The organism is Flavobacterium sp. N502536, from assembly GCF_025947345.1.
Lineage (GTDB): Bacteria > Bacteroidota > Bacteroidia > Flavobacteriales > Flavobacteriaceae > Flavobacterium.
Genome location: NZ_CP110011.1, coordinates 4,107,741 through 4,133,821, shown reverse-complemented (window position 1 = coordinate 4,133,821; position 26,081 = coordinate 4,107,741). Strand labels below are relative to the sequence as shown.

At 35.4% G+C, this 26,081-nt stretch carries 19 protein-coding genes, 3 tRNA genes and 1 pseudogene; 7 read left to right on the top strand and 16 right to left on the bottom strand.

Annotation, left to right across the window (positions count from 1 at the left end; translation table 11 throughout):
- Positions 1-91 precede the first annotated feature (91 nt).
- From OLM61_RS17435 to OLM61_RS17385, 11 genes and pseudogenes are all read right to left on the bottom strand, one after another.
- Positions 92-1,276, bottom strand: coding sequence for a PQQ-binding-like beta-propeller repeat protein (locus tag OLM61_RS17435; protein WP_264523877.1), 1,185 nt, complete (start codon positions 1,274-1,276; stop codon positions 92-94).
- Positions 1,277-1,551: 275 nt separating this feature from the next.
- Positions 1,552-2,445: a hypothetical protein gene (locus tag OLM61_RS17430; RefSeq protein ID WP_264523876.1), complete on the bottom strand. Its 894-nt coding sequence runs from the start codon at positions 2,443-2,445 to the stop codon at positions 1,552-1,554.
- 23 nt (positions 2,446-2,468) lie between these two features.
- A complete protein-coding gene (locus tag OLM61_RS17425) occupies positions 2,469-2,765 on the bottom strand; it encodes a hypothetical protein (RefSeq protein ID WP_264523875.1) in 297 nt (98 codons plus the stop codon).
- Positions 2,766-2,783: 18 nt separating this feature from the next.
- Positions 2,784-5,153: a TonB-dependent receptor gene (locus tag OLM61_RS17420; RefSeq protein WP_264523874.1), complete on the bottom strand. Its 2,370-nt coding sequence runs from the start codon at positions 5,151-5,153 to the stop codon at positions 2,784-2,786.
- Between the two features lie 289 nt (positions 5,154-5,442).
- Positions 5,443-5,523, bottom strand: a tRNA-Tyr gene (locus OLM61_RS17415).
- Positions 5,524-5,603: 80 nt separating this feature from the next.
- Positions 5,604-5,678 (bottom strand) — tRNA-Val (locus OLM61_RS17410).
- A 191-nt stretch (positions 5,679-5,869) separates the two neighbouring features.
- On the bottom strand, positions 5,870-6,511 hold the full coding sequence (locus tag OLM61_RS17405) for a class I SAM-dependent methyltransferase (protein WP_264523873.1): 642 nt from the start codon (positions 6,509-6,511) through the stop codon (positions 5,870-5,872).
- Positions 6,512-6,568: 57 nt separating this feature from the next.
- On the bottom strand, positions 6,569-7,120 hold the full coding sequence (locus OLM61_RS17400) for a DinB family protein (RefSeq protein WP_264523872.1): 552 nt from the start codon (positions 7,118-7,120) through the stop codon (positions 6,569-6,571).
- Positions 7,121-7,179: 59 nt separating this feature from the next.
- A complete protein-coding gene (locus OLM61_RS17395) occupies positions 7,180-7,686 on the bottom strand; it encodes a Crp/Fnr family transcriptional regulator (protein WP_264523871.1) in 507 nt (168 codons plus the stop codon).
- 336 nt (positions 7,687-8,022) lie between these two features.
- Positions 8,023-8,726 (bottom strand): annotated as a pseudogene (deoD, locus tag OLM61_RS17390) (purine-nucleoside phosphorylase).
- Positions 8,727-9,031: 305 nt separating this feature from the next.
- Positions 9,032-9,106 (bottom strand) — tRNA-Val (locus OLM61_RS17385).
- 263 nt (positions 9,107-9,369) lie between these two features.
- Here OLM61_RS17385 and OLM61_RS17380 point away from each other — a divergent pair.
- Positions 9,370-11,160, top strand: coding sequence for an ABC transporter ATP-binding protein (locus tag OLM61_RS17380; protein ID WP_264523870.1), 1,791 nt, complete (start codon positions 9,370-9,372; stop codon positions 11,158-11,160).
- A gap of 41 nt (positions 11,161-11,201) precedes the next feature.
- Entirely contained in the window at positions 11,202-12,509 is a 1,308-nt protein-coding gene (locus OLM61_RS17375; protein WP_264523869.1) for an OprO/OprP family phosphate-selective porin, read from the top strand.
- Between the two features lie 213 nt (positions 12,510-12,722).
- Here the strand turns inward: OLM61_RS17375 and OLM61_RS17370 are convergent, their stop codons facing one another.
- Positions 12,723-13,892 (bottom strand): proline dehydrogenase family protein, encoded by a 1,170-nt coding sequence (locus tag OLM61_RS17370; RefSeq protein WP_264523868.1) that lies wholly within the window; start codon positions 13,890-13,892, stop codon positions 12,723-12,725.
- Between the two features lie 270 nt (positions 13,893-14,162).
- Here OLM61_RS17370 and aroB point away from each other — a divergent pair, with 270 nt between their 5' ends.
- The 5 genes from aroB (at position 14,163) to recQ (ending at position 20,661) form a co-directional block, all read left to right on the top strand.
- The gene (gene aroB / locus OLM61_RS17365) at positions 14,163-15,230 is read left to right on the top strand and encodes a 3-dehydroquinate synthase (RefSeq protein ID WP_264523867.1); all 1,068 of its coding nucleotides are present in this window, start codon (positions 14,163-14,165) and stop codon (positions 15,228-15,230) included.
- A gap of 300 nt (positions 15,231-15,530) precedes the next feature.
- The gene (locus tag OLM61_RS17360; protein WP_264523866.1) at positions 15,531-16,934 is read left to right on the top strand and encodes an arginine decarboxylase; all 1,404 of its coding nucleotides are present in this window, start codon (positions 15,531-15,533) and stop codon (positions 16,932-16,934) included.
- A 105-nt stretch (positions 16,935-17,039) separates the two neighbouring features.
- Positions 17,040-18,008 carry a deoxyhypusine synthase family protein gene (locus tag OLM61_RS17355; RefSeq protein ID WP_173966619.1) on the top strand — a complete coding sequence of 323 codons (969 nt, stop codon included), beginning with the start codon at positions 17,040-17,042 and terminating at the stop codon, positions 18,006-18,008.
- Between the two features lie 7 nt (positions 18,009-18,015).
- Positions 18,016-18,420, top strand: a complete 405-nt coding sequence (locus OLM61_RS17350) for a DNA primase (protein ID WP_264523865.1) — start codon at positions 18,016-18,018, stop codon at positions 18,418-18,420.
- Positions 18,421-18,552: 132 nt separating this feature from the next.
- Complete coding sequence (gene recQ / locus OLM61_RS17345) at positions 18,553-20,661, top strand: DNA helicase RecQ (RefSeq protein ID WP_264523864.1); 2,109 nt, start codon at positions 18,553-18,555, stop codon at positions 20,659-20,661.
- 361 nt (positions 20,662-21,022) lie between these two features.
- Here recQ and OLM61_RS17340 read toward each other — a convergent pair whose 3' ends face one another.
- The 4 genes from OLM61_RS17340 to OLM61_RS17325 all read right to left on the bottom strand — a co-directional run bounded on the left by OLM61_RS17340 (position 21,023) and on the right by OLM61_RS17325 (position 25,938).
- On the bottom strand, positions 21,023-21,538 hold the full coding sequence (locus tag OLM61_RS17340; RefSeq protein ID WP_264523863.1) for a DinB family protein: 516 nt from the start codon (positions 21,536-21,538) through the stop codon (positions 21,023-21,025).
- A 12-nt stretch (positions 21,539-21,550) separates the two neighbouring features.
- Positions 21,551-24,136: a phosphoenolpyruvate carboxylase gene (locus OLM61_RS17335; RefSeq protein ID WP_264523862.1), complete on the bottom strand. Its 2,586-nt coding sequence runs from the start codon at positions 24,134-24,136 to the stop codon at positions 21,551-21,553.
- A 90-nt stretch (positions 24,137-24,226) separates the two neighbouring features.
- Positions 24,227-24,706 (bottom strand): Lrp/AsnC family transcriptional regulator, encoded by a 480-nt coding sequence (locus OLM61_RS17330; protein ID WP_008468989.1) that lies wholly within the window; start codon positions 24,704-24,706, stop codon positions 24,227-24,229.
- 77 nt (positions 24,707-24,783) lie between these two features.
- Positions 24,784-25,938: a M14 metallopeptidase family protein gene (locus OLM61_RS17325; RefSeq protein ID WP_264523861.1), complete on the bottom strand. Its 1,155-nt coding sequence runs from the start codon at positions 25,936-25,938 to the stop codon at positions 24,784-24,786.
- Positions 25,939-26,081: the final 143 nt, after the last annotated feature.

The window sequence follows — 26,081 nt, the reverse complement described above, 5'->3', positions numbered from 1 at the left end:
AAAAATCTAAAATTTTAGAGGAAGCACAAATATTTCAAAAAAGACATAAAAAAAACTCCTTAATTGCTTAAGGAGTTTATAGTTGAAGTTGCTATCTAATTATCTTTATATAAGCACTATAAGCGTCGTCTTTAATGGTGGTTCGCAGATAAACTTCGTTTTCGTCTTTACTTTTAAACTCAAACTGAATCAAAGCAGCATCCGAATAATAAAAGAAGTAATCATCGCCTCCAAATTCAAAATTTGAAATGGGTCTGGTCGTCAATTTTGTTTCAAATGCTATTTCCCCATTTGTGATGTCTATTTGAAAAAGCTTTCCTTTACGGGTATATCCCCAAATATTATCACTTTCTTCAACCATATACTCGACATTGTCGTCTTTAAAATCCCTTTTCCAAATCTGAGTTCCCGTTTTTGATTCCAGAGCATATATCGAAGAAACTTCCGGTCCTTGTGCACCTACATAAACTTTGTTGTCTTTGCAAAATATGCGCTCCTTGATATTCTGTTGATTTTCATCTAATTTAAACAGCCAAAGTATATCAAGTTTATTGGCACTTAAAGCATAAAGCTCGTTTTTTTCATTTGCTATAAACACATATTCACCATCCGTCACCACTTTTCCGGACATAACGCCCTCAAAGCTTTTTTGAGCAAGAAGTTTCCCTGTATTGGCTTCAAAACTATATAAATTAGTTGCACTTTGAGTAAAAACTTTATTGTCGAAAACAAGAACCGGACTATCATTATTTGTGGACTCCAGCTTGTAGTTCCATACTAAACTACCATCTTTTATATCAAGGGCATAAATACTATTATTGGGACTTTGTGTAGTTAGATACAGTTTTCCTCCATTTATAGTTGGAATTTGGTTCTTTATTACAATCTGATCTGTAGTATTACCTAATCTTGACTTCCAAAAAATGGCACCGGTTTGGTTGTTTATGGCAAAAATTTCACCGTTAATAAACGGAATGTACACCACTCCATCTTGCATAGTGATGGCGTTTGCACACATTTCCGTATTCGAATCAGTAGCTTTTACCGTCCAATTGATTTTTTCAGATTCCAGATTAAAAGAAAAAAGTGAACCGTCGTAATCATAGATTAGAATTGACTCTTTGTCTAATGGAACTTTTGTTAGCGGTTTTAAGACTTTATTAGAAACCTTATCAGTAGCATAAGAAGTTTTATCAGGTTGTGCTAAGGTTGGTAGCTGTCCAAACATATTTACAACAGTACTTACAAACAAAAGAGTGATGAGCTTTTTTTTCATTTTTAAAATTTGGGATTAATGATTTGATTTCTTTTTTAGCGGTAGGACGCAAAAAAAGATCATTTAAATACGGATTAAAACACTGAAATTAAACTTATTTAACGCAATACCTCAATCAATATCTCTGCCAAATATAGTTAAAAATTATTATAGCATTTTGGAAGTTTCGACTTGTATGAATTGAAAATTGAAGTCTAAAATAGAAATAGATGTAAATTAAAAAACCTCCAAAATCAAATGACTTTGGAGGTGGTATTATTGGTTTAATACAGTGACTATCTTAGTTTTCCAACGAATATCACACTACCGCCAATCGCTTCGGAAACGGCTTCAAAATCAGCAGCTCCTTTTTGCTTCAAAAGACTGAATTTTCCATCAGGAGCAGTGATGTTACCATAATATTCTACACCGTCAATTGTACCTACCGTATAAACGGTTCCGTATTTTTCAAAAGAAGTAAAAGGCTCTACCTTTAGTGTTTTTAAATCTACAAGAGCAAATTTTGTTGGAGCATTGTACCAGTCAGCAGGCTTTGCTGGTGGAGTAAACGTATTGTCCAGATACTGAGCAAGGGCTTTATCTCCGTGAACATAAGCAACTACATTTACCGAATGTGCCTTTAAAGCAACTTTTAAATCCACAAAAAAGTTAGGGTCGAATGTCCCGTTAGGATTTACCTTTAACAATCCACCAGCCGGAGGAGCATCTTTTACAGTGCTGTAATCTAATGACAAAGATGTAGCGCGTGAAGGTCTGTAGTACAAAGTACCGTCATTTCCTTTAGCAAACGTATCGTATCCCATTGACATACGAGAATCTTTAACATAAGAAACCGCTTTTGAAGCGATGTCAAAAACTGCAATTTGTGCGTATTGTGGAAATTTATTAAAATCTGTAGGCGTTGCGGCAACCGGTAAAATGATTTTTTTTGCAGAGGTAACATAACTCATGTAAGTAGATGTTTTTATACCAGCATCGTTACTCAACGGCAATGGAGTCACTGAAATAGTTTCGGTGATGGTCATCGTTGCCGGATTGAACTTAATAATTTTCCCATCATTTAAGGCGAAAAAATAAGCCTCTGTTTCAGACACGAAAGCAGGAGGACCAAATGTACCACTAACTCCGGTACCTGCAAGACTTAAAGCGTCTGCCTTCGAAATTTTCATTTCAGTACTTACATTATACTTGGTTAAGGTTGAAGCTGTACCATTCCAAACATAAGGATGTTCACCATACGAATACACTGTTGCCCCGGGCCTATCTCTGTCATTGTTTTATAATCAAGAGTCGAAGGAAATTTATCGTATGCTCCTAAATAAAAAACTCTGCCGCCAGGCGTATTTACACGAACTGATGCAATAACCGCAGGATTCTTACCTTGACCTTCATCTGTTTTGGTATCCTCTGAACTGCATGATGTTAAGGCAAATACCGAACACATTAGGGCTAATACTGCATGTTTTATAAAAAATCGATTTGTTTTCATTGCTGTTTGGTTATATAATTAAAATTGAGTTACTAGTTTGATATTAAATGATCTTCCCGGCTTTTGCACTCCAAAGAAGTCATAATTTTTTTCATTGCTTAAGTTTTGTATTTCTGCTGTAATAGCATACTTGGCTCCCTTTATGCTATTGTGATAGGTTGTACCAAAATCAAAAGTCTTCTGGCTCGGGATAACAAACGGATTTACTGAAGCACTTTCCCAGCTTCTGAAAAATTCATATACATATCTAACATCGAGAAAAAGAGATAATTTATCTGTCTTGCCAATTATGTTGTGAAAAGAATAATTAGCCCCGCCGTTGGCAAAAAAATAAGGCTGATTAGGCACTCTGTCTCCTTTGTAAGCTGCAAATATTCCTTCGTTTGAGTCATTATAAAAATGCTGATACGTACTATTCGCATGAAAAGAGAGTTTGTCGTCTTTTGAAGTCCAGCTGCCCGAAACTTCAATTCCTTTAGAAGTGGCTGCAAATACATTTTGATAAACATTATTGCGATCCACACTCGGCACAAATAAGATCTGATTGTCTATCTTTCTCAAAAAGACATTGGTTTGCACTTGCCAGTTGCTGCTTTCATAATTTCCTTTTGACTTGAAAAAAAGCTCAAAATTGACATTATGACTGCGTTCGGGTTTTAAGTTTATATTCCCTTGTATGAATTGTCCGTCTCCAAACAACTCATCGGTTTGAGGCAGACGGGTAGCATATTCATACGTTAATTTGGTAGAAAACTGCTCGTTGAATTTAAAACGAAATCCATTTCCAAAACCAAAATAGTTCACACTATTCTTTTCTTTTATTACGGAATTATTAGAGGGAATTTTCTCCTCAGAACTGATTTTTTGCAAATAATTTTTAGCAAAAAAAACATTCTCTAATTTTTCATTAAAAGCATTTATTTTAAAGTCTGCACCATTAATCCACGTAAACATTTGCCTTGCAGCACTGGCCGGATCATAACCGTTAATAAGTCGGTCGTCTCCGGTTTGTTTCGAATAGGTAGGCGCTGAAGTAAAACTCAAAGCATATCGATCGTTAATTTTCCATGAAGCTTTCAGTCGTGAAAAAACATCATTGTTCCAGGTATACGTGTCACTCGGACCAGTAGATTCTGAAATTTCGCCGCTGATATTCCCTGCAGACCCCTCAATACGCTCGCCATACCAATTGTATACAAAATCAGATACATCGGTAAACTGGCGCTCCCTATAATTATATCCCGAAATAAAATCGAGTGTAAAGTTTTCACCAAAATCATTGCGGTAGGTAAGAACCGATCCGGCTGCTTTTCGATAAGTCATCACCTCCCCGTAAGGAACTCCAACCATTAACTGATTGTGCTGAATTTCTTTTGTATAATCGGTATAAAATCCTTCAATACTCAATTCCTTTGCCCAGATTCTGTCTTTTATACCCGTTTTTAACTGCACTCCAATGCCTTTGTATGCATCATGAAATCGCGGCACGGTTACTTTTTTGATTTTCCCGGCATTATCCGGAACATCAACATCTACTTTATAGTTGTTTTGAGAGCTGTCGTAAAATGCACTTCCTCTTATAAAAAAGCCCGTCTTTTCATTATAATTGTTAAGTATTAGTGATGTTCGGTAAGTTCCAAAAGAGCCAGCCTGAGCTGAGAAAGATCCACTAAAACCAGGCTTTATTTTTGGAGTGATTAAATTGACAGCACCACCAAGAGCATCTGCTCCAAATTCGATAGGAACAACTCCCTTATAAACTTCAACTCGATCAATCAAATTAACAGGAATTGTTGAAATCCCGAAAGTATAACCGTGATACTCTAATGGAATACCCTCTAAGAAAAACCTGATTTGATTTCCTGTAAGTCCATTCATCGAAAAATTTGTTCTGGAACCTAAACCACCGCTGCGTCTAACACTGATACCCTGCGTTTGAGCAAGTACTTCACCTAAATCAGCAGTTTTAAACTTGGCTTCCCGCATTTCTATTACGGAAACTGCTTGTGCCGATTGTTCTTTTTTCTTTTTTTCAGATACCCCCTTTACTACTACATCATTTAACTTCTCTGCCTCTTTCGGCGTTTTATGAACCTTTTCTAAAGTTATGGCAACCGAAGAATTGAAAGAATCTTCTAAAACAATTTTATGTTTCCTGGAGACATATCCATCTAAGCTCGCTTCAATGGTATAGCTGCCCTTTGCCAGATTCTCTATCTGATAAAGTCCGTCAGCATTAGTTTTTACATTTGTTTCTGTACCTAAAAGCTGAATATTAACCCCGCTTAACGGAATTCCGTATTCATCATTTACTTTACCAGAGATTGTGTTTTGTGCGATTAAAAATGTCGTCGAGAATATAAAGAGCAATACTATTTTGAGCTTCATGAAATAAACTTAGAATTACGAACTATTCTTATTTAGAATGAATAAAAAAAGTGCAAAAATATAAAATTTTATCAATTCACAATACTCTTAAGGGTAAATAAAATTTTGATTGGCTGTAGCCGCAAAAAACAAGCTGGAAACCTGCAGTTTTTTGAACCTAATCCTATTTTATTAAGTTTCAAATAGCCTTAAAAACAAAAAACCTGTGAATCTTTCGATTTACAGGTTTTTGAAATTTTTCGGTTTTTAAAAGATTGAAAAGTTTCCTTTTACTTCTTTTACCCTTTTGTGGGGAGAGCAGGATTCGAACCTGCGAAGTTCACACAGCAGATTTACAGTCTGCCCTCGTTGGCCGCTTGAGTATCTCCCCTAGTCCGTTAACACAGATTTGAAATCCGTGGTAGTTCGGTAAGCCATAAAAAAACTCCTTAGAAAAATAAGGAGTTATTGTGGGCGATGAGGGGTTCGAACCCCCGACCCCCTCGGTGTAAACGAGGTGCTCTGAACCAGCTGAGCTAATCGCCCTATTTTACTAGGTTGCTATCGTTTGTGATTGCGAGTGCAAATATACAGCTAGATTTTGTATTTGCAAGTTTATTTTGAAAAAAAATCAAATAATTTTAGCCAATCCCCTCTACAAGCCTTCTGTGCAAAGTTGCTAGAGTTTGAAGGCATTTCAGGAATGCTTATAAACTTTAAAAATAAGTCAAATCGGTTTAAGTGCTCCATTTTTTTCTGGCCGTTACTATGGTATGAACATCCATTTCGGTCTCTGATTTTTTATATTTTACTTTAAATATTTGAAATTCTCCAAATTGATTCTCGGCAAAAAGTTCTTTTAAATCATTTAAATTATGATAATAGAAATAACTCCTGGCACCACTACTACCCACCTGGAAACCGGATTTACTGGAGTCACCTTCTACAAAACTCATATAAACCAATCCATTTTCATTCAGTAAATTAAAACAGTCCTTAATAAGCTTCCTACTATCTGCCTCAGACAGATATGGCAAACAAAAACCACAAACTATCCCATCGTATTTTACTTTAATTTCATCGATTTGCCTGCTGTCCATCACAGTAAAACTCGCCGTTGGATTGTTCTTAGCTGCAAGTTCTATCATATTTGGGGCGATGTCGATCCCAAAAATATCAAAGTCAGGTCGTTTTGATAACAGGTATTTTGTAATGTTTCCGGGACCACAACCAATCTCCAAAATTTTGGGATTTGCTTTATCAAGTGAATGGCAAACAAAGTCATAGGTGTCGTTATACAGATCCAAATCCATAAACTTATCCTGATAGGGCAAAGCAATTTTGTTCCAGGTTTCAAATGTTTCTTTATATCTGTCCATGATCCTATAGTGTTCAAAAGTGGTGTCTAATCTTTTTGTTAATTCTGCAATTGGCTGTCAGGCATTTTTCATCGCAATCTGTATTTTGTCAATCTGATTGAAATGTCTAATCATGTGATTGATCAAAAATTGAAAAGTGTCTCCCAGTTTTAACTTAATAAAGTTTGAAATTGAAATCTTAATCTTCACTTTGTTTAAACTCACTTTTCCCGATTGATTTAACAAGTCTAAAAGTTTGATTTGCTGATTTACAAACCTGTCAATTACCGATTGATCCAGTTTAGTATTCAACGGATTTTTGTCTTTAAAAGTTCTCATTTTGTTTGGCTTTTCTTTTGGCAACATGCTTTTTGCAAAGTAACTCCCTAAAAATCCACTTTTAAATTCAACATCAGCTTTGGTGGTTGATTGTTTTATCTCGCTTTCTATTTGCGGTAAATAAAAGTCACCATACAAATTCAAATGTTCCAAACATTCCAGAATGCTCCAGGAAGTTTCGTTTTCCCTCCAAGTTAAAGCATTCAAGTCATAATTTTTTAATTTTTCTGCCTGATTGATAATTTGCCTTGTCTGCTCTAAAAGCGTCTGTATTAATTTCTCTGATTGCATAGTTTTATTTTTCTTTATGCAAAATTGTAAAAAGCATTTTCAATAAATCTTGATCGAAGTCAAGACTTTTTTAGCCGGGATAAAGTTTCGGCACTCATTCTTAAATAATTGGCAATATGCCGGTTTGGAACTTCCTGAAAAAGCTGTGGACTTCTTTTTAAAACCCTTTCATATCTTTCTTTTGGCGAATTGGTCAGAATATCAATCTCGCGTTCCATTTGCTGCACTACCAAATTTTCCAGAATTTTTATCCATAGATTTCTATTGCTTTCTGTTTCTAAAAATCGGTCAATTTGTTGTTTGTCCACCACTTTTAGCACCGTTTTTTTGATCGCCTGAATAAACAAATCAGAAGGTTTACCTGTCAAGAATGAATCCAATGAAACGATCAAATTTTCTTTATAACCAAATCGGATTGTTCGTTCTTCATATTCGTCTAAAACAAAAATCCTCAGACTTCCGCTTACTATAAAATACATATTGGTATCAATGCTGCCTTTCACCTTCAGAAATTCGTTTCTGTCGATAGTTATTGTCTTCTCCGAAAGTTCGATAATTTCTTTCATTTCCTGTCTGCCATAGGTTTTGATCTACTTGCAATTCACTTATTTTCTGTGTACAGCTGCTCCTTAACCGAAGCGGTAACTCACTTCTATCAAGCATACGATTTTACAATACTACACAAAAAAACAATACCGGAATTGGCTTTTTAGAGAAATCGTTTTTTTTGAAATGGTAATTAAGTAAAGTCTATTTTAAAGTAATTCCATTTACCTATTCGTCCAAAGAAAATTAAAAAATGCAACGCATAAAAAAACTCCTTAATTTCTTAAGGAGTTACTTGATGGTTGATGAGGGATTAAAACAAAACCTCTGCAACCTAATATTTCAACACAATTTAACTAAGCTAACTGCAACGCTAAATCCATCATTTCTTTAAAAGAATTTTGCCTGTCATCTGCCGATAAAGACTCTTTTCTAAGAATATGATCGGATACCGTCAAAATAGACAGCGCCTTTTTTCTGTATTTAGCAGCAATAGAATACAACGCAGCTGTTTCCATATCAACACCCAATACGCCGTAAGTTTTCCAATTTAAAAAAGGATCACCTAAATGACTTTCAGTATAGAAAAAATCAGAGGTCAATACCGACCCTATATGGGTTTTTACCGTACTTTTCTCTGCAATTTCATTAGCCTTTTTTAATAATTCAAAATTGGCTGTCGGAGCAAAATCACTCCCATTAAATCGAAGCTTATTCATCCGGAATCCGTGCACGCACTCATGGCCAAAACAATATCCATCATGTTTACATCTTCCTGAATAGAACCGCAAGACCCAATTCTAACCAATGTTTCTACACCATACTCTTCGATCAATTCTGTAATATAAATAGAAATTGATGGCATCCCCATACCTGTACCCTGCACGCTAACTCTCTTACCATTATAATAACCAGTATAGCCCAACATTCCTCTCACCTCATTATAACATATTACATCTGTTAAAAACGTTTCCGCTATCAACTTTGCTCTTTTTGGATCACCAGGAAGTAAAACAAAATCTGCTATATCACCTTTTTTTGCATTGTTATGTGCACTCATATTATCTTTTTTTATTGATTTATAAACTATATTTTCCTACTTTAATTTACTTGATCTGAACAAGCTAAGTTAATGATTAATTTATTCCTTCTTTCACCGAATAGAATGTAACCAACAACTCATAGGTCCTCATAAAATAAAAAACCTCCAAAATCAAACGACTTTAGAGGTGGTGTTATTTGTAGGCGACCAAGGATTTAAACCCCTACCCGCTTTCGCTAAATAAAATACAAACAACAACACCATAGATCTTCCATAAAACAAAAAACCTCCAAAATCATATGACTTTGAAGGTTGTATTTTTGTGGGCGATGAGGGGTTCGAACCCCCGACCCCCTCGGTGTAAACGAGGTGCTCTGAACCAGCTGAGCTAATCGCCCTATTTTACTAGGTTGCTATCGTTTGTGATTGCGAGTGCAAATATACAGTTAGATTTTGCATTTACAAGCTTATTTTGAAAAAAAATGAAATAGTTTTTCAAAATAATTCTTAGCAATCTATTTATCAACCCCTTAAAAAACAAATATTTTTTAGCTTTCTTTCCCATTTAGTTAAAAAATGAAATCTCAAGGGGTAATTTCGAATATTCTTTTGTATTCACTGGCTAGAATCATACATTTGCATACCTTAATAGTATACTCAAATGCCTAGATATCAAGAAAACGATTTACCTAAAGCTAAATTAGACTCTAATTCACTTCAAAAAGCACTTCGAATTTTTAAATACGGTAAAAACCACAAATGGAAATTTTTCCTGGGTTTGGTTTTTCTCTTGTTAACCAGTGCCACTGCCCTCGCCTTTCCAAAATTAATGGGAATGCTGGTGGATTGTGTGACAAATAAAAACCTGAACAGAGCCAACGAAATTGCCGTTGGTCTTATGGTTATCCTGACACTACAGGCGATCTTCTCTTTTTTCAGAATTTCACTTTTTGTAAATTTTACCGAAAATTCGCTTTCTAATATTCGTTTTGCGTTATATGAGAATTTAGTAAAATTACCGATGTCTTTTTATTCCCAAAAACGTATTGGGGAATTAAACAGCCGAATCAGCGCTGACATTTCTCAACTGCAAGACACCTTCACCACTACCATTGCTGAGTTTTTACGCCAGCTGATTTTAATTATTGGTGGATTTGTTATTTTAGGAAACATCAGTCCAAAACTAACCCTGATGATGTTGGCCATCGTGCCAATTGTAGCGGTAGCAGCCGTTGTTTTTGGAAGATTCATTCGTAAATACGGAAAGAAAACACAGGATAAAGTAGCCGAAAGTCAGGTAATTGTTGAAGAAACGCTGCAAGGAATCAGCAATGTAAAAGCTTTTGCCAACGAATGGTACGAAATCCAGCGTTATAAAAATAAAATCAAAGAAATTGTAAAAATCGCTATTAAAGGCGGACAGTACAGAGGTTACTTTGCTTCGTTTATTATCCTTTGTCTTTTTGGCTGCGTGGTTGCTGTAGTTTGGTACGGAATCACCCTAACCATTAAAGGCGAAGTTGAAGGTGTTGGAGATTTAATTTCGTTTGTACTTTATACTACATTTATCGGAGCCTCTTTTGGAGGTATTGCCGAGATGTATGCTCAGATTCAAAAAGCAGTAGGTGCAACCGAACGTGTTTTTGAATTACTGGAAGAAACTCCGGAAGAGATCAATGCAAAAGCGAGAACTACTCCTATCGAAAAAATCAAAGGAAATGTTGCCTTCAAAAATGTTGCCTTCAGCTATCCTTCAAGAAAGGAAATTGAGGTTTTAAAAGATGTGAATTTTACAGCCGAATTCGGTCAGAAAATTGCGATTGTAGGCCCAAGTGGTGCCGGAAAATCGACTATATCTTCCTTACTTTTACGTTTTTACGACATAACTTCAGGCGAAATAATTGTGGATGGAAAAAGCATCTATGATTACGATTTGGAAGATCTACGCGGCAATATGAGTATTGTTCCTCAGGATGTTATTCTGTTTGGAGGAACGATTAAAGAAAATATCGCATACGGAAAACCGGATGCTACCAACGAAGAAATTATAGCAGCTGCAAAACAAGCCAATGCCTTTAATTTTGTTGAAGGTTTCCCTGAAAAATTCGAGACTCTGGTAGGAGAACGCGGTGTTAAATTGTCTGGCGGACAGCGTCAGCGTATCGCTATAGCCAGAGCATTGCTTAAAAATCCAAGTATCTTAATTTTAGATGAAGCCACGTCTTCTTTGGATAGTGAAAGTGAAAAACTGGTTCAGGAAGCTTTAGAAGTTTTAATGGAAGGAAGAACCAGTATTATTATTGCTCACCGTCTTTCGACTATTAGAAATGCTGATAAAATTTTGGTTCTCGATAATGGAAAAATTACAGAAGAAGGTACACACCAGGAATTAATCAATTTGGAGAACGGAACTTATAAAAACTTAAGTAATCTTCAATTCAGCAACTCTTAACCGAAATGTAAATAGTACTAACTCATTTTAATTTTAAAGTAATGCCACATTTAAGAATCGTTTTAATTTTATTGTTTATTGTTTTAAATACCATCAGTGTTCTGGCTCAGGAAAAACCTTTTAACGTAGTTAACATTTCCAAAGACGGAGCGCAATACATCAAATTCGGAATGAACCTTCAGGTTTGGGGAAGATATGCAGAATTGAACGAAGGCAGTAAAATTGGCACAAATGAAGTTAGCGATACTTATGATGTTGTAATCAGACGTTTGCGTTTGCAGGCTATGGGAATGCTGACTGAGAATATTTTCTTTCATCTTCAGTTAGGTCAGAACAATATTAATTTTACTCAAAATAACGGTCCTTCAAATGCACCTCTTTCGGTTATGGACGCATTGGGAGAGTACCATTTCAACGAAAAACTTCATATCGGTGGTGGATTGACAGCCTGGGGAGCAGGAACCACGCGTTATTCGGCAAACAGTTCTTCATCACACCTTACGCTGGACACTCCAATGTACCAGCAGTTTACAAACATATCATCAACCTTCGGAAATCGAAATTTAAGCATTTATGCTAAAGGATATTTGGGCAAGTTTAATTACCGTGCGGCTATCACAAATCCGTATCGAAATACAGCAGACAATCTGGGAATAAATTCTTCGGTAAGCACGCAAACACCAAGAGCACAATACTCGGGGATTCTAACTTATTCTTTCTTCGATAAAGAATCGCTTGAAGATGCCTACCATAAAGGAACTTACTTAGGCACAAAGAAAATCCTGAATGTTGCCTTAGGTTATATGACCCAGGCCAAAGCCATGTGGCGTCTAACACCCGATGCAACAGTTGCGTATGACGACATGAAAATCTTAGGTCTTGATGTTTTTTACGACAGTCAGATTAATAACAAAGGAGCTGCTATAACAGCTTACGCCGCTTTCAACAACAATAATTATGGTAAAAACTACATTCAGTCCGTTAACACCCCGAATCCCGCTATTGGAGACAATACTTTAATAAATGGTTCAGGCGCAGGGTTTATTGGTGTAGGTACCGGAAATATTTATTACGCACAGCTAGGGTATCTTTTTGGGAAATCAGACAATCCAGCCCAGAAAGGCCGTTTTCAGCCTTATGCCGCTACACAAATTGCCGATTTAGAAGCTTTAGACACACCAATGACTATGTACGAATTAGGCGTAAATTATTACACTACAGGTACTTTGGGACCAAAATTCAGTTTAAACTATCAAAACAGAGCGGTGTTTGATAAAACACTACTAGGCGCTTACAAACAAAACGATCGATTGGGCATGGTCGTGTTGCAATGCCAGGTCTCTTTTTAAAAAAATGAAATTCCAATATACAAATTCCAAATTCCAATCGTAACAGTTGGGATTTGGATTTTTTTTATTGAAGATTTAAACCCGACAGGTTTTAAAAACCTATCCGATTTAAGCGATCGATTAGGAGATCCTAAATTCCAAATACAAAAAATCCCAAATTCCAATCATAACAATTGGGATTTGGGATTTTTAAATTTATTGGAATTTTTACTACTATTTTCCTTTTCTTCTCTTGCGTTCTGCTTTAATCATAGACAATTCGCGGCTTGTTTGCCCCGCAACAGAAGTATTTTCTTCTGCACGACGAATTAAATACGGCATCACGTCTTTCACAGGTCCAAATGGTAAATACTTCGCCACATTATAGCCATTCTCAGCTAAATTATAACTAATATTATCACTCATTCCGTACAATTGTCCAAACCAGATTTTAGTATCGTTTTTGGCAACTCCTTTTTCCTGCATCATTTCCATCAATTTATAAGAGCTCAATTCGTTGTGAGTCCCTGCGAAAATCGACATAATATCCAGGTGTTCTGCCATATAATGTACAGCAGCATCATAATTAATATCTGTAGCTTCTTTAGAGACACAAATTGGCGAAACATAATTTTTCTCTTCTGCACGCTTATTTTCTTTCTCCATATAGGCACCACGTACCAATTTCATTCCAATAAAGAAACCTTCATTTTTAGCTACTTCATGCAATTTTTTCAAATAATCCAAACGATCCCAACGGTACATTTGCAAAGTATTAAAAACAATCGCTTTCTCTTTGTTGTATTTACGCATCATATCTGTAACCAAATCATCGGCTGCATCCTGCATCCAGCTTTCTTCACCGTCAATTAATAAAGCCACATCTTTTTTGTGAGCTTCACCACAAACCTTATCAAAACGGGCTACTACTCTATCCCACTCTGCTTGTTCTGTTGGAGTCAACGTTTGTTTTTCTCCTAGTTTTTCATACAATTCAAAACGACCAAAACCTGTTGGCTTAAATACAGCAAACGGAATCGCCAAACGCTCTTTAGCAAATTCAATGGTTTTTAAAGTCATTTCTAAAGCAGCATCAAACTGCTCTTCTTCTTCTTTTCCTTCAACTGAATAATCCAACACTGATGAAACACCTTTGGTAAACATTTTGTCTACCACTGTAATACAATCGTCTTCGTTTACACCACCACAAAAATGGTCAAAAACAGTTGCGCGAATCAATCCTTCTACCGGAAGATTTGCTTTAATTGCAAAATTGGTAACAGCGGTTCCTATCCTCACCAAGGGCTGGCTGTCGATCATTTTAAAAAGAAAATAAGCTCTGTCAAGTTCCGTATCACTTTTTAGTGAAAATGCAACCTGAGTGTTATCAAATATTTTTTCCATTAAGGTCAGTTTTTTATGCAAATATAGATAGAGTTTTGAATATTCTTCACTAATCGATACCCAATTTTTCAGTATCGGCAACAACATTGTTACATTTCTGTAAATTATAACATTAGAAGCCTAGTCGATTCCTTTTTTTTGAAAGAAAATTCGAAACAAACGCGTTGGTCCTTATCTAGAATGATTCATTTTAAAACAAATAAGAGTAAAACTTTGGATATTATTTAGTGAAAAATGCCTTATTTTGCGCTTTCAATTAACTACAGACATATGCAATCCATCCAAGCCAATAATTATCTTGTGCATTTTAACCAAACTGCATACGAAGCTTTAAACAATCACTTAAAAGAAAATAAATATTCTAATTTGTTTATCATCGTTGATACCCAAACCAATGAGTATTGTTTGCCAAAGTTCCTGCCTTTGCTTGAAACTGATTTGACAATAGAAATTATTGAATTTGAAGCCGGAGAAATCAATAAAAACATTGAAACCTGTATCGAAATCTGGAAAGTATTGACAGAGCTTGGTGCCGACAGAAAGTCGCTTATCATTAATCTGGGTGGTGGTGTTGTAACAGATTTAGGAGGTTTTGTCGCTTCGACCTTTAAACGCGGAGTTGATTTTATCAATATCCCTACTACCTTATTATCTATGGTGGATGCTTCTGTTGGAGGAAAAACCGGAGTAGATTTAGGCAATTTAAAAAACCAGATCGGTGTAATTAACGTACCTCAAATGGTATTGATTGATATAAACTATCTTGAAACATTATCGCAAGGCGAAATGCGTTCAGGACTTGCCGAAATGCTAAAACACGGTTTGATTTACGATGCAGCCTACTGGAGACAGTTTTTAGATTTAAAAGCAATTGAATATGACGGTCTTGATGCGTTGATTTATCGCTCTGTTGAAATTAAAAACGACATTGTAATTCAGGATCCAACTGAAAAAAACATTCGTAAAGCATTGAATTTCGGACATACGTTAGGACATGCTATTGAAAGTTACTTTTTGGAAAGTGAAACCAAAACAACCTTGTTGCACGGTGAAGCCATAGCGATTGGAATGATCCTTGAAAGCTACATATCCCTGCAAAAAGGACTAATTACGGAAACAGAGTATGCCGAAATTAAAAGCAATCTTAAAAGCATTTATGACGATGTAGAAATCGAAGAAAATGATATCGATCCGATCCTTGAATTGCTAATTCACGACAAAAAAAATGAGTACGGTTTAATTCAATTTGCGTTAATCGAAGGAATCGGAAAAATAAAAATTAACCAATCGGTTGAAAATAAATTAATTCTAGACGCGTTTCAGGATTATAAGTATTAAACTTTTTTTAATAAAAAAGCTTTGCTTTAGGTATATATTATTTTTTACATTTGCCACGATGAAAACAAACAGTAAACAAAGACATTTTAACTCCTATAGAAACCGGCTCAATAGTTCTTTATTAAGAATGTTGAATCGTTTTTATAATAGTAAAAGTCCGTTTTGTTTTGATGTTTTTTTGTGCTCAAAAGCGGAACACGAAAAACTGCAAATTGTATTTGCTAATATTAGGGTTTGAATTATAGATTAAACATTTGTCATCTATAAAATAAAATTCACATCCTTAATATTAAAAAATAAATGAATACAAAATATTCAGATCTAATCAATCAAACCTATTACTTTCCACAAGCGGAATTCAAATTAAACAAAGACAATCTTCAATTTCACAACATCGATTTGATGAAATTGGTAGAGCAATATGGCACGCCATTAAAGTTTACATATTTGCCGCAGATTTCAGAGAACATCAACAAGGCAAAAGCCTGGTTCAGAAAATCAATGGAAAAAAATAAGTACGATGCAAAGTACTACTACTGTTATTGCACAAAAAGCTCTCATTTTGAATATATCATGAATGAAGCTTTCAAGAACAACATTCACATCGAAACATCATCAGCTTTTGATGTTAATATCGTAGAGAATTTACTTGAAAATGGCAAAATCAACAAAAGTACTTATGTTATCTGCAACGGTTTCAAAAGAGACGAATACATTACCAATATTGCAAGATTAATCAACAGCGGACATAAAAACACTATTCCAATCATTGATAACTACGAAGAATTAGATTTACTTCAGGCGGAAATCAAAGGGAAATTCAAAATCGGAATTCGTATTGCAGCGGAAGAAGAGCCTAAATTTGAATTCTATACATCAAGATTAGGAATTGGATATAAAAACATCGTTTCGTTCTATAAAAAACAAATTCAGGAGAATGATAAACTAGAGCTTAAAATGCTTCACTTTTTCATCAATACCGGAATAAATGATACCTCATATTACTGGAATGAGTTGGTGAAATGTATCAAAGTATACATTGCACTTAAAAAGGAATGCCCTACCCTTGACGGATTAAACATCGGAGGCGGTTTCCCAATTAAAAACTCTCTTGCCTTTGAATATGATTATCAATATATGATTGATGAAATCATCAATCAGATTAAAATTGCATGTGATGAGGCTGAAGTAGATGTACCGAATATCTTTACAGAATTTGGATCTTTTACAGTAGGTGAAAGCGGTGGTGCGATCTATCAGATTTTATATCAAAAACAACAAAATGACAGGGAAAAATGGAACATGATTGATTCTTCATTCATTACCACTTTACCAGATACCTGGGCTATAAACAAACGTTTTATCATGCTGGCCGTAAACCGCTGGAACGATACTTACGAGCGGGTTTTATTGGGCGGTTTGACTTGTGATAGTGACGATTATTACAACTCAGAGCAAAACATGAACGCCATTTATTTGCCTAAATATAACAAAGAAAAACCTTTGTATATTGGTTTCTTTAATACTGGTGCGTATCAGGAAACCATTGGAGGTTATGGCGGTTTACACCACTGTCTGATTCCACAACCTAAACATATCTTAATAGATCGTGACGAAAATGGTATTTTAGCCACTGAAGTTTTCTCAGAACAGCAAACTTCTGACGATGTGTTAAAGATTTTAGGATACACTAAAAAAGTATAAAAAAAAACCTGCCAAATAAAAGTTAATAAATATAAAATTATTAATTTGCAGTACCACTAAAAGGTTAAACTTTTAATTCAAAAAAAAATAAAAAAACAAGAACAAATGAAAGGACCAATCAGTCAGTTTATTGAAAAACATTATTTACACTTCAACTCTGCCTCTTTAGTCGATGCTGCAAAAGCATACGAGCAACAATTGGCAAACGGAGCTAAAATGATGGTAAGTATGGCTGGCGCTATGAGTACAGCAGAAATTGGTAAAATTTTTGCCGAAATTATTAGACAAGATAAAGTACAAATTATTTCTTGTACTGGAGCCAATCTAGAAGAAGACATCATGAACTTAGTGGCACACTCACACTACGAAAGAGTGCCAAACTATCGTGATTTAACACCTGAAGACGAATGGGCTTTATTAGAAAGAGGATTAAACCGTGTTACTGACACTTGTATCCCAGAACATGAAGCATTCCGTCGTTTACAAAAACACATTTACAAAATCTGGAAAGATGCCGATGATAAAGGAGAACGTTATTTTCCTCATGAATTCATGTACAAAATGTTGTTATCAGGCGTTTTAGAAGAATACTACGAAATTGATTTAAAAGACAGCTGGATGTATGCCGCTGCCGAGAAAAATTTACCTATTATTGTTCCGGGTTGGGAAGACAGTACAATGGGAAATATCTTTGCTTCATATGTAATCAAAGGCGAATTAAAAGCCTCTACGATGAAATCAGGTATTGAGTACATGACTTTCCTTGCAGACTGGTATCCAAAAAATAGCACTAACGGAATTGGATTCTTCCAAATTGGTGGTGGTATTGCAGGAGATTTCCCTATTTGTGTGGTACCAATGTTGTACCAGGATATGGAAATGCACGATGTTCCATTCTGGAGCTATTTCTGTCAAATTTCAGATTCAACAACCAGTTACGGTTCGTACTCTGGAGCAGTTCCAAACGAAAAAATCACTTGGGGTAAATTAGATATTAAAACCCCTAAATTTATTATTGAGTCGGACGCTACAATTGTTGCTCCATTAATTTTTGCTTATTTATTAGATTTATAGGATATTTATGAAAAGAGTTATAGTAGACTACGCTAAACTTACCAACGAAATTTTAAACCTTTTGGTAGAGAAATTTCCTGATGGTTATGATGATTCGGATGTAATCCGTTTTAGAAATGCTAAAAACGAATTAGTAGAAGCCGTTGAAGTTCGTACTGAAGACACTATTTATTTGGTAAAAATTAGTACTAAACTTGCAGACAGAATCGAAAATTATGATGAAGATGACGATATCGACGTAGACGTGGATACAATCGAACCGGTTAAAGGTCTTGATCTTGATGATGATATCGACGATGACGACGACGATGACAATCAGGACAAACCAGATGTTGACGGTGGAGATGACGACGACGATGACGAAGACAAAGAAGATATTGCTGACGACGAAGATGATGAAGACGAAGATTAAGCAATCTTTTTCAAAATAAATAAAAGGAACTCTATGCGGGTTCCTTTTTTTATTATTCCCTAATCACTTCATCTAAATATAGGAAAAATACTATATATTTGTTTTTATTCTTTTTCCGTAATTGCCAACGCCATGACCTCAGAAATCCTACACGCCAAACTAAAAGAAAATTTTGGATTTGAAAAATTCAGACCCAACCAAGAAACCATCATTAATACGATACTTTCGGGTCAGGATACTTTAGCTATTATGCCCACCGGAGGAGGAAAGTCAATCTGTTTTCAATTACCGGCCTTAGTCTTGCCCGGAATCACCATTGTCATTTCGCCTTTGATTGCCTTAATGAAAGATCAGGTCGACAGCTTAAAAACAAATGGTATTAATGCCTGTTACATCAACAGCAGCCAAACCAGTCAGGAACAGCAATTTTATATTGACAATTTAAAATCAAATACTTTCAAATTAGTCTACATCGCACCGGAGAGCCTGTCTTATCTGGATGTTGTCTTTAACGAACTGACCATCAGCCTGATTGCGATCGACGAAGCACATTGTATTTCTTCCTGGGGTCATGACTTTCGTCCGGCCTATACCAATTTGGGATATTTAAAGAGTCGCTTCCCTTCTACTCCGGTCCTGGCTTTAACGGCTACTGCTGATAAAGCGACCCGAACCGATATCGTCAAACAGTTAAAACTTAGAAATCCAAAAACATTCGTTGCTTCGTTTGACCGAAAAAATCTAAGTCTCGAAGTTCGCCCGGCTCTTGACAGAGTAAAACAAATAATTGATTTCATTGCCAATAAACCCAATGAATCCGGAATTGTTTACTGCTTAAGCCGAAAGACCACAGAAGAACTGGCTGAAAAATTAAAGAAAAACGGAATCACCGCCAAAGCCTACCATGCCGGACTCGATAATAAAGTGAGAGCAAAAACTCAGGATGAATTTATCAACGACGACTGTCAGGTCGTTTGCGCTACCATTGCTTTTGGTATGGGAATTGACAAATCCAATGTCCGCTGGGTCATTCATTACAATTTACCGAAAAACATCGAAGGTTATTATCAGGAAATTGGACGTGCCGGTCGGGATGGATTGGCAGCCGAAACCGTTTTGTTTGAAAGTTATGCCGATGTCATTCAACTTCAGAAATTTGCCTCCGAAGGATTAAACTCTGATGTTCAGCTGGCCAAATTAGAAAGAATGAAACAATACGCCGATGCCTTAAGCTGTCGCCGAAAAATTCTGCTTTCGTATTTTGGTGAACTCGTAAAAGAAAATTGTGGCAACTGTGATATCTGCAAAAATCCTCCCACTTTTTTTGACGGAACTATTTTAGCGCAAAAAGCACTCTCAGCAATTGTCCGTTTACAGCAATCAGAGCCATTGGCTGTAATTGTTGATTTTTTAAGAGGCTCGAGAAACGCGTATATCTACGAAAAAAATTATCAAAGCTTAAAAACGTACGGAATTGGCTCCGACATTTCGTGGTACGATTGGAATCAGTACTTAATTCAGCTCATTAATTTGGGCTATCTTGAAATTGCCTTCCATCAGCACAATAAAATTTTGCTAACGTCTTTTGCAAAAAAAGTACTGTTTGAAGGAGAGAAAGTAAAACTAAATACGGTCGTTAAAAAAGCAATCGACAAAAACGAAATTGCAGAGACCAAAACAAAAACCGCAAAAAATTCACTTTTTGAACTTCTTCGAAAACTGCGTTACGAAATTGCCCAGGAAGAAGAAGTTCCGGCTTATGTAATTTTCAGTGATGCAGCCTTAAGGCAAATGGAAACCTTACGACCAATGAGCGATGAAGAATTTCTTGCCATCGATGGCGTTGGAAATGCAAAACTTGAAAAATACGGTTCCGAATTTATAAATGCCATTATAGCATTTCAGAAAGCAAAAAAAACAAATGCAAAAGCCAAAAAAGAAAGTAATACGTATAAGACTACTTTAGAACTTTTTAAAAATGGCAAAACGGTAACAGAAATCGCCGGAAAAAGAAATTTAGGATATACCACCATTATATCACACTTAGCCAAACTTTATCTTGATGGTGAGGAGATTGATTTAAGTTCGTTTGTAACAAATGACGAAGTCAAACAATTGCACAAAGCTCAGATCGAACTCGAATACCCCTCTGGCTTAAAACCGTATTTTGACTATTTTGATGAAAAAATATCGTATGATAAAATTCGCCTGGGTCTTGCTATTGTTGAGAAGAACAAGTAAAACCCGCTACTTTGTCATTTCGACCGTAGGGAGAAATCACACAAGAAACTCCGCTCCTACAATCTCAATCTTTGTCAAATTCTGCATGTGATTTCTCCCTTTGGTCGAAATGACAAACGGTGTAGAAATTCAATTCGGATTCAGCGCATGCGATTTCTCCCTTCGGTCGAAATGACAAACGGTGTAGAAATTCAGTTTGGATTCAGCGCGTGTAATTTCTCCCTTCGGTCGAAATGACAAACGGTGTAGAAATTCAGTTTGGATTCAGCGTATGTGATTTCTCCCTACGGTCGAAATGACATCAATAAAAAAATCCTCTGAAATTTACTCCACAGGATTTTTGTTTATAATGAAAAGAAATTTACAAATAACGCTCTTCAAAAACTTTTTGATGGTGTTTTTGATGGCCGATAATTACAAATCCCAAAGCGCGAACAGAAATCTGAATATTTGAAGCTGTCCCGATTCTTTTAAGCTGCTCTTCAGATAAACTCTTAAAAAACAACAAATTAGAATGTCTTAATGCAGACAATTCTGTTAGTAAACCCTGAATACTTCTGCTATTTGAATCGGTGCTGTTTGCGTAATCATCTTCCTCAAAACTTGGCAAAGGCGTTAAATCATTTCTCGAAAATCGCAAAGCGCGGTAAGCAAAAATTCGCTCACAATCCAGAATGTGCTGAATAATATCTTTTATCGTCCACTTTCCTTCTGCGTAACGATAGTCAAATTTATCCATTGGAATATTTTGCACAAATTTGATAAACTCGTGCAATGAAATTTCGAGTTCTTCAAACAAATCTCCATTTCCAACTGCTTTGATATAATTGGCATATCCGCCTGAATATTCGTTTTCTGTTAATAGGGCTACGTTCATTTTTTATAGTTTTTAAGCTGAGTTTCTACTGGCATTGGTATTTCCGAAAAGGGATCTTGTTACGATTTTTTCGTAAACTTTAATCAGCTCTTCGTCTACAATGTTTTCTTTGTTCAATTCGTTAATTCTCAATAAAGCATATTGTTGTATTGTCAACAATGGCAACACAATACGCTCTCTTATCTGAATCGATGCTATACCATCAGGATAATTTTCCATCAGGGTTTTATGTCCTGCAATTTTCAGTAAAAGACGTTTGGTTTCTGAAAATTCATCGTAGATAATCTGCCAGAATTCTCCAAACTCAGGATCATTTTTCATATAAGCCGTCAATGGTAAAAATGATTTTGCCAATGACATCATACTGTTCTCCAACAGTGTTTTGAAAAATAAAGAATTTTGATACAGGTCATGTACTTTATCCCATTGTCCACTTTCTTCAAAATATTTTAAAGCCGATCCAACTCCGAAGAATCCTGGTACGTTTTGCTTCAACTGACTCCAGGACCCCACAAAAGGAATCGCTCTTAAGTCAGCAAAATCTAATGATTCTGACTTACTTCTTTTAGACGGACGGCTTCCGATATTGGTTTTAGAGTAATATTTTAACGTACTCATTTTTTCCAAATATGGAATAAACTTAGGGTGATTCTTAAAACTTAGGTATTTTTCATACCCTAAATCAGCCAGTTGCGTTAGAATTTTCGTTTCCTCCACACTCAGCTCATTTTTTTCTTTGCTAAAAACCTGATTGGTGACTCCGGCACTCAATAAGTTCTCAATATTATAACGACAGGAATCCAAAGTTCCAAAATTAGAACTGATCGTTTGTCCCTGAACGGTAATCTGAATTTCGTTATTCTCAATTTTTGGACCTAAAGAAGCATAAAACTTATGTGTTTTTCCACCTCCGCGAGCCGGAGGTCCACCACGACCATCAAAGAAAATTACTTTTATACCGTATTGTCTTGAAATTTCGGTCAGCGATATTTTTGCCTGATAAATACTCCAGTTAGCCATTAAATAACCACCGTCTTTCGTTCCATCAGAGAAACCTAACATAATAGTTTGCTTATTTCCTCTGGATTCAAGGTGTTTAGAGTACTCCGGATTGTTGTACAATTGTTCCATAATTTGATGCGCATTCTGTAAATCATCAACCGATTCAAAAAGCGGAATTATGTCAACCGTTGGGTTTTCCCAATTGTTCAAACGAATCATTGCGAAAGTTTCCATGACATTCAGAGCACTTTCATTGTTACTGATAATGTAACGATTGGCGCCAAACTCACCGTTTCCTTGCTGAATTGTTTTAATCGTCTGAACTGATTCCAGAGTAGATCTTGTAATTTCATCTTCAAAGTCAGCAGGATTCAAGTCTCCTTTTACTTTTGACAAAACTCCCAGTTTCTCTTCTTCCGACAAATCAAAATAATTCTGCGGAAATATCTGCGAACCAGACTTCAAATAATAATTCACCACATCCTTAAATACAGCATTGTGAATTTTACTATTCTGACGAATATCTAAAGTGGCAAAGTGAAAACCAAACAAATTAATTTTTACTAAAAAAGCTTCCAGTTCATCTAAATAAAGAGACTGATGTTTTTCAATAATAATGGTTCTGATTTTATTTAACTGCGTCAATAACTCCTCTAAAGTAATGTAAATTTCTCCTTTCGAATAGAACACCGAACGATAAAGTTTATGTTCAAGTTCTGACACCAAAGTATCTACACCTGAGAATGTTAACTTACGTTTTAAGTTTCTCATTTCAACATAGTAACACTTCAAAATTGACGTACGCAAACGTTCCGCTACTTTTAAAGTAATCTCGGTAGTAACAAAAGGATTTCCGTCACGATCCCCTCCTGGCCAGAAACCTAATTTGATCAATTGGTTCTGAATCGCATTCCCCTGAAGGATATTTTTCTGTAAATAATGAACAATTTCACCCGAAGTTGCATAGAACACATTCTCTAAATACCAGATCAAACTTACTGCTTCATCATACGGATTTGGCTTTTCGTTCTGAATAAAAGGAGTTTTTCCAAGCTGCGCCAGCAATTGTTTGATTTTCAACAAATCATTTAAACGAATAGCATCTGTCAAATCATTGATAATCCCTAAAACCGGACCCGGATAAAATTGCGTTGGATGCGCCGTTAAGACTGTTCTGACATTAAAGCTTTCCAAAAATTCAATCAGCTCATCATTCTTTTCCTTTGCATCTGATTTTTCTTTAATATCGCGTAACGAACCGCGTCCTTCCATATTATTGACTTCCGGAAATGCTGCATCCTCGATCGCGTCAAACAATACGATCTGACGTTCAATGTATTGAATGAATCGAAACATAAGATCGATTTTATCCTTTTCAGAAGCATCATTCAGGTATTTGTTGGAGAAGAAATTGACAATTTCCTTAGGTGTTTCCTGTTTTTTAAATCCCGTTTCACAAGTCTCTGTAAACAAAGGAAGTAACACTCCTGTATTGTCAATGGAATCAAAAGGCAGTGTTATAAAAACACTATTATAAATATGGTATTTTGAAAGAACATCCTGATTAAAACGTTCAATTTTTGGTAACGTGTACATAATCTATTTGTAGTTGGTTGGTTAATTGGTCATAAAAAAACCCCAAGAATAAACTTGAGGTTATATTTTGATATAGCATTCAAGAAGATATTACATATTTTTAAAAATAGTATGCATCAAACGCTTCTTATCGTTTATACTTTCTTCTAATGAAATCATAGTTTCAGTTCTGTAAACACCATCGATATCATCGATCATGAAGATTACTTCTTTTGCGTGTTTAGTATCTTTTGCTCTGATTTTGCAAAAAATATTGAATTTACCTGTCGTTACAGAAGCTACTGTTACGAATGGAATTTGATTGATTCGCTCTAATACAAATTTTGTTTGAGACGTATTATTAAGGAAGACACCCACATAAGCAATAAACGAATACCCTAGCTTATCGTAATCTAAGGCCAATGAAGATCCCATTATTATTCCTGCGTCCTCCATCTTTTTTACTCTAACATGCACTGTACCAGCAGATATCAATAGTTTTTTAGCAATGTCAGTAAACGGAACTCTCGTATTGTCTATTAACATATCTAAAATCTGGTGATCTACTTCATCTAAACGAAATTTACTCATAATTCTTTAATTAATATTACTAATTGCTATTACAAAGTATAAAAATATATATAAAAAACAACAAATTCACATAAAAATTAACTTTTTATCAATCCGTTAACAAATTTAACATTTTTATCTAAATAAAAATCTACTTTTTGATTCAATTTCGGAAAAGTACCAAAGTCATCCGAATAACTAGCCCCTTTTGCATCGTATTCGTAATGTCCAAAATAATTTTCCAAATCGCCTACTTCAACTATGTAGGCATTAAAGTGAATCTTATTTTCAATCAATTCTTCTTTGTATTGTGCGACAAAATTCGTAATAATTTCGATACCATCATAATTTATTTTGATATTTTTCCACATAAAATCATAAAAAACCACTTTATTTTGTGAAATATTCAAATAATCATTAATTCTGTTATCAACTAAATCGTTTTCGCTAATCAGGTCGAAACTTGAAACCAATGAGAAAAACAGAAACTTTCGTGTGATTTCGCGTTCGTAATCATTCGGGTAATGACCTGCTTCAAATAAGATTGTAGGAGCTCCCAGGAATTGAAAGGTGTCTCCTATACAGTTGATATTAAACGAGTCATCAAAACGCCCCACCTGTCCCGGAATGTATTTTTGCAAAACATCATTGATCCCGGCAATGACATTTATCGCTTTTAAACGGTTTTCATTTACCTCTCTTTCTTCGTTGTACGAAGGCGCTAAAAAGGAAAGTGTTGCCGGTTTTCCGGTTGAACCAGCCCCAAAAATAGTACGCTGATCGTGAAGATTAAAACAAAAATGCGGTTTAAAAGCTTCAAATACCGATCTCAAAATAGTACTTTCCGGTTGGGTTAAATTTTGAGAATCACGATTTAAATCTACTTTATTAGCGTTCTCACGCGTGTAAAGCCTTGCTCCGTCAGGATTTAATATCGGAATACTATAAAAGGTAAACGTTTTAAGCATTTTCTGTGCAAACTCAGAACCGCTGTTTAAGACATTTATAAAATCAAAAAGTGCTTTTGTAGTCGTACTTTCATTTCCATGCATTTGAGACCATAGATAAATACGCGTTGGTCCGGTTCCGATTTGATAACTATAGATCGGTTCTCCTAAGACTGAATGACCAATAATCGATACCTGATTGTCTGTATTTAATTTATCTAATAAGGGCTGAATATGATCCAAAGTCAAATAACGTCCCTCTATTGATTGCTCTTTGTGCTGGCTGAATAATTCTTCTAAATTCATCGTGTTTTGATTAGTTTACAAAAGTAAACATCTTTATTTTTACAATTGTAAATAAATTGTAAAGTAATAAATTTAGAATTGTAAACAGTTTTTACTGGTAATAGAATTGATTTTGCTCATTACTAATTGACATTTGTTATTAG

Bases quoted from the DNA above. Each gene is read 5' to 3' on its own strand.
- OLM61_RS17435 (WP_264523877.1), bottom strand. From the start codon at position 1,276: ATGAAAAAAAAGCTCATCACTCTTTTGTTTGTAAGTACTGTTGTAAAT.
- OLM61_RS17430 (WP_264523876.1), bottom strand. From the start codon at position 2,445: ATGAAAATTTCGAAGGCAGACGCTTTAAGTCTTGCAGGTACCGGAGTT.
- OLM61_RS17425 (WP_264523875.1), bottom strand. From the start codon at position 2,765: ATGAAAACAAATCGATTTTTTATAAAACATGCAGTATTAGCCCTAATG.
- OLM61_RS17420 (WP_264523874.1), bottom strand. From the start codon at position 5,153: ATGAAGCTCAAAATAGTATTGCTCTTTATATTCTCGACGACATTTTTA.
- OLM61_RS17405 (WP_264523873.1), bottom strand. From the start codon at position 6,511: ATGGACAGATATAAAGAAACATTTGAAACCTGGAACAAAATTGCTTTG.
- OLM61_RS17400 (WP_264523872.1), bottom strand. From the start codon at position 7,120: ATGCAATCAGAGAAATTAATACAGACGCTTTTAGAGCAGACAAGGCAA.
- OLM61_RS17395 (WP_264523871.1), bottom strand. From the start codon at position 7,686: ATGAAAGAAATTATCGAACTTTCGGAGAAGACAATAACTATCGACAGA.
- OLM61_RS17380 (WP_264523870.1), top strand. From the start codon at position 9,370: ATGCCTAGATATCAAGAAAACGATTTACCTAAAGCTAAATTAGACTCT.
- OLM61_RS17375 (WP_264523869.1), top strand. From the start codon at position 11,202: ATGCCACATTTAAGAATCGTTTTAATTTTATTGTTTATTGTTTTAAAT.
- OLM61_RS17370 (WP_264523868.1), bottom strand. From the start codon at position 13,892: ATGGAAAAAATATTTGATAACACTCAGGTTGCATTTTCACTAAAAAGT.
- aroB (WP_264523867.1), top strand. From the start codon at position 14,163: ATGCAATCCATCCAAGCCAATAATTATCTTGTGCATTTTAACCAAACT.
- OLM61_RS17360 (WP_264523866.1), top strand. From the start codon at position 15,531: ATGAATACAAAATATTCAGATCTAATCAATCAAACCTATTACTTTCCA.
- OLM61_RS17355 (WP_173966619.1), top strand. From the start codon at position 17,040: ATGAAAGGACCAATCAGTCAGTTTATTGAAAAACATTATTTACACTTC.
- OLM61_RS17350 (WP_264523865.1), top strand. From the start codon at position 18,016: ATGAAAAGAGTTATAGTAGACTACGCTAAACTTACCAACGAAATTTTA.
- recQ (WP_264523864.1), top strand. From the start codon at position 18,553: ATGACCTCAGAAATCCTACACGCCAAACTAAAAGAAAATTTTGGATTT.
- OLM61_RS17340 (WP_264523863.1), bottom strand. From the start codon at position 21,538: ATGAACGTAGCCCTATTAACAGAAAACGAATATTCAGGCGGATATGCC.
- OLM61_RS17335 (WP_264523862.1), bottom strand. From the start codon at position 24,136: ATGTACACGTTACCAAAAATTGAACGTTTTAATCAGGATGTTCTTTCA.
- OLM61_RS17330 (WP_008468989.1), bottom strand. From the start codon at position 24,706: ATGAGTAAATTTCGTTTAGATGAAGTAGATCACCAGATTTTAGATATG.
- OLM61_RS17325 (WP_264523861.1), bottom strand. From the start codon at position 25,938: ATGAATTTAGAAGAATTATTCAGCCAGCACAAAGAGCAATCAATAGAG.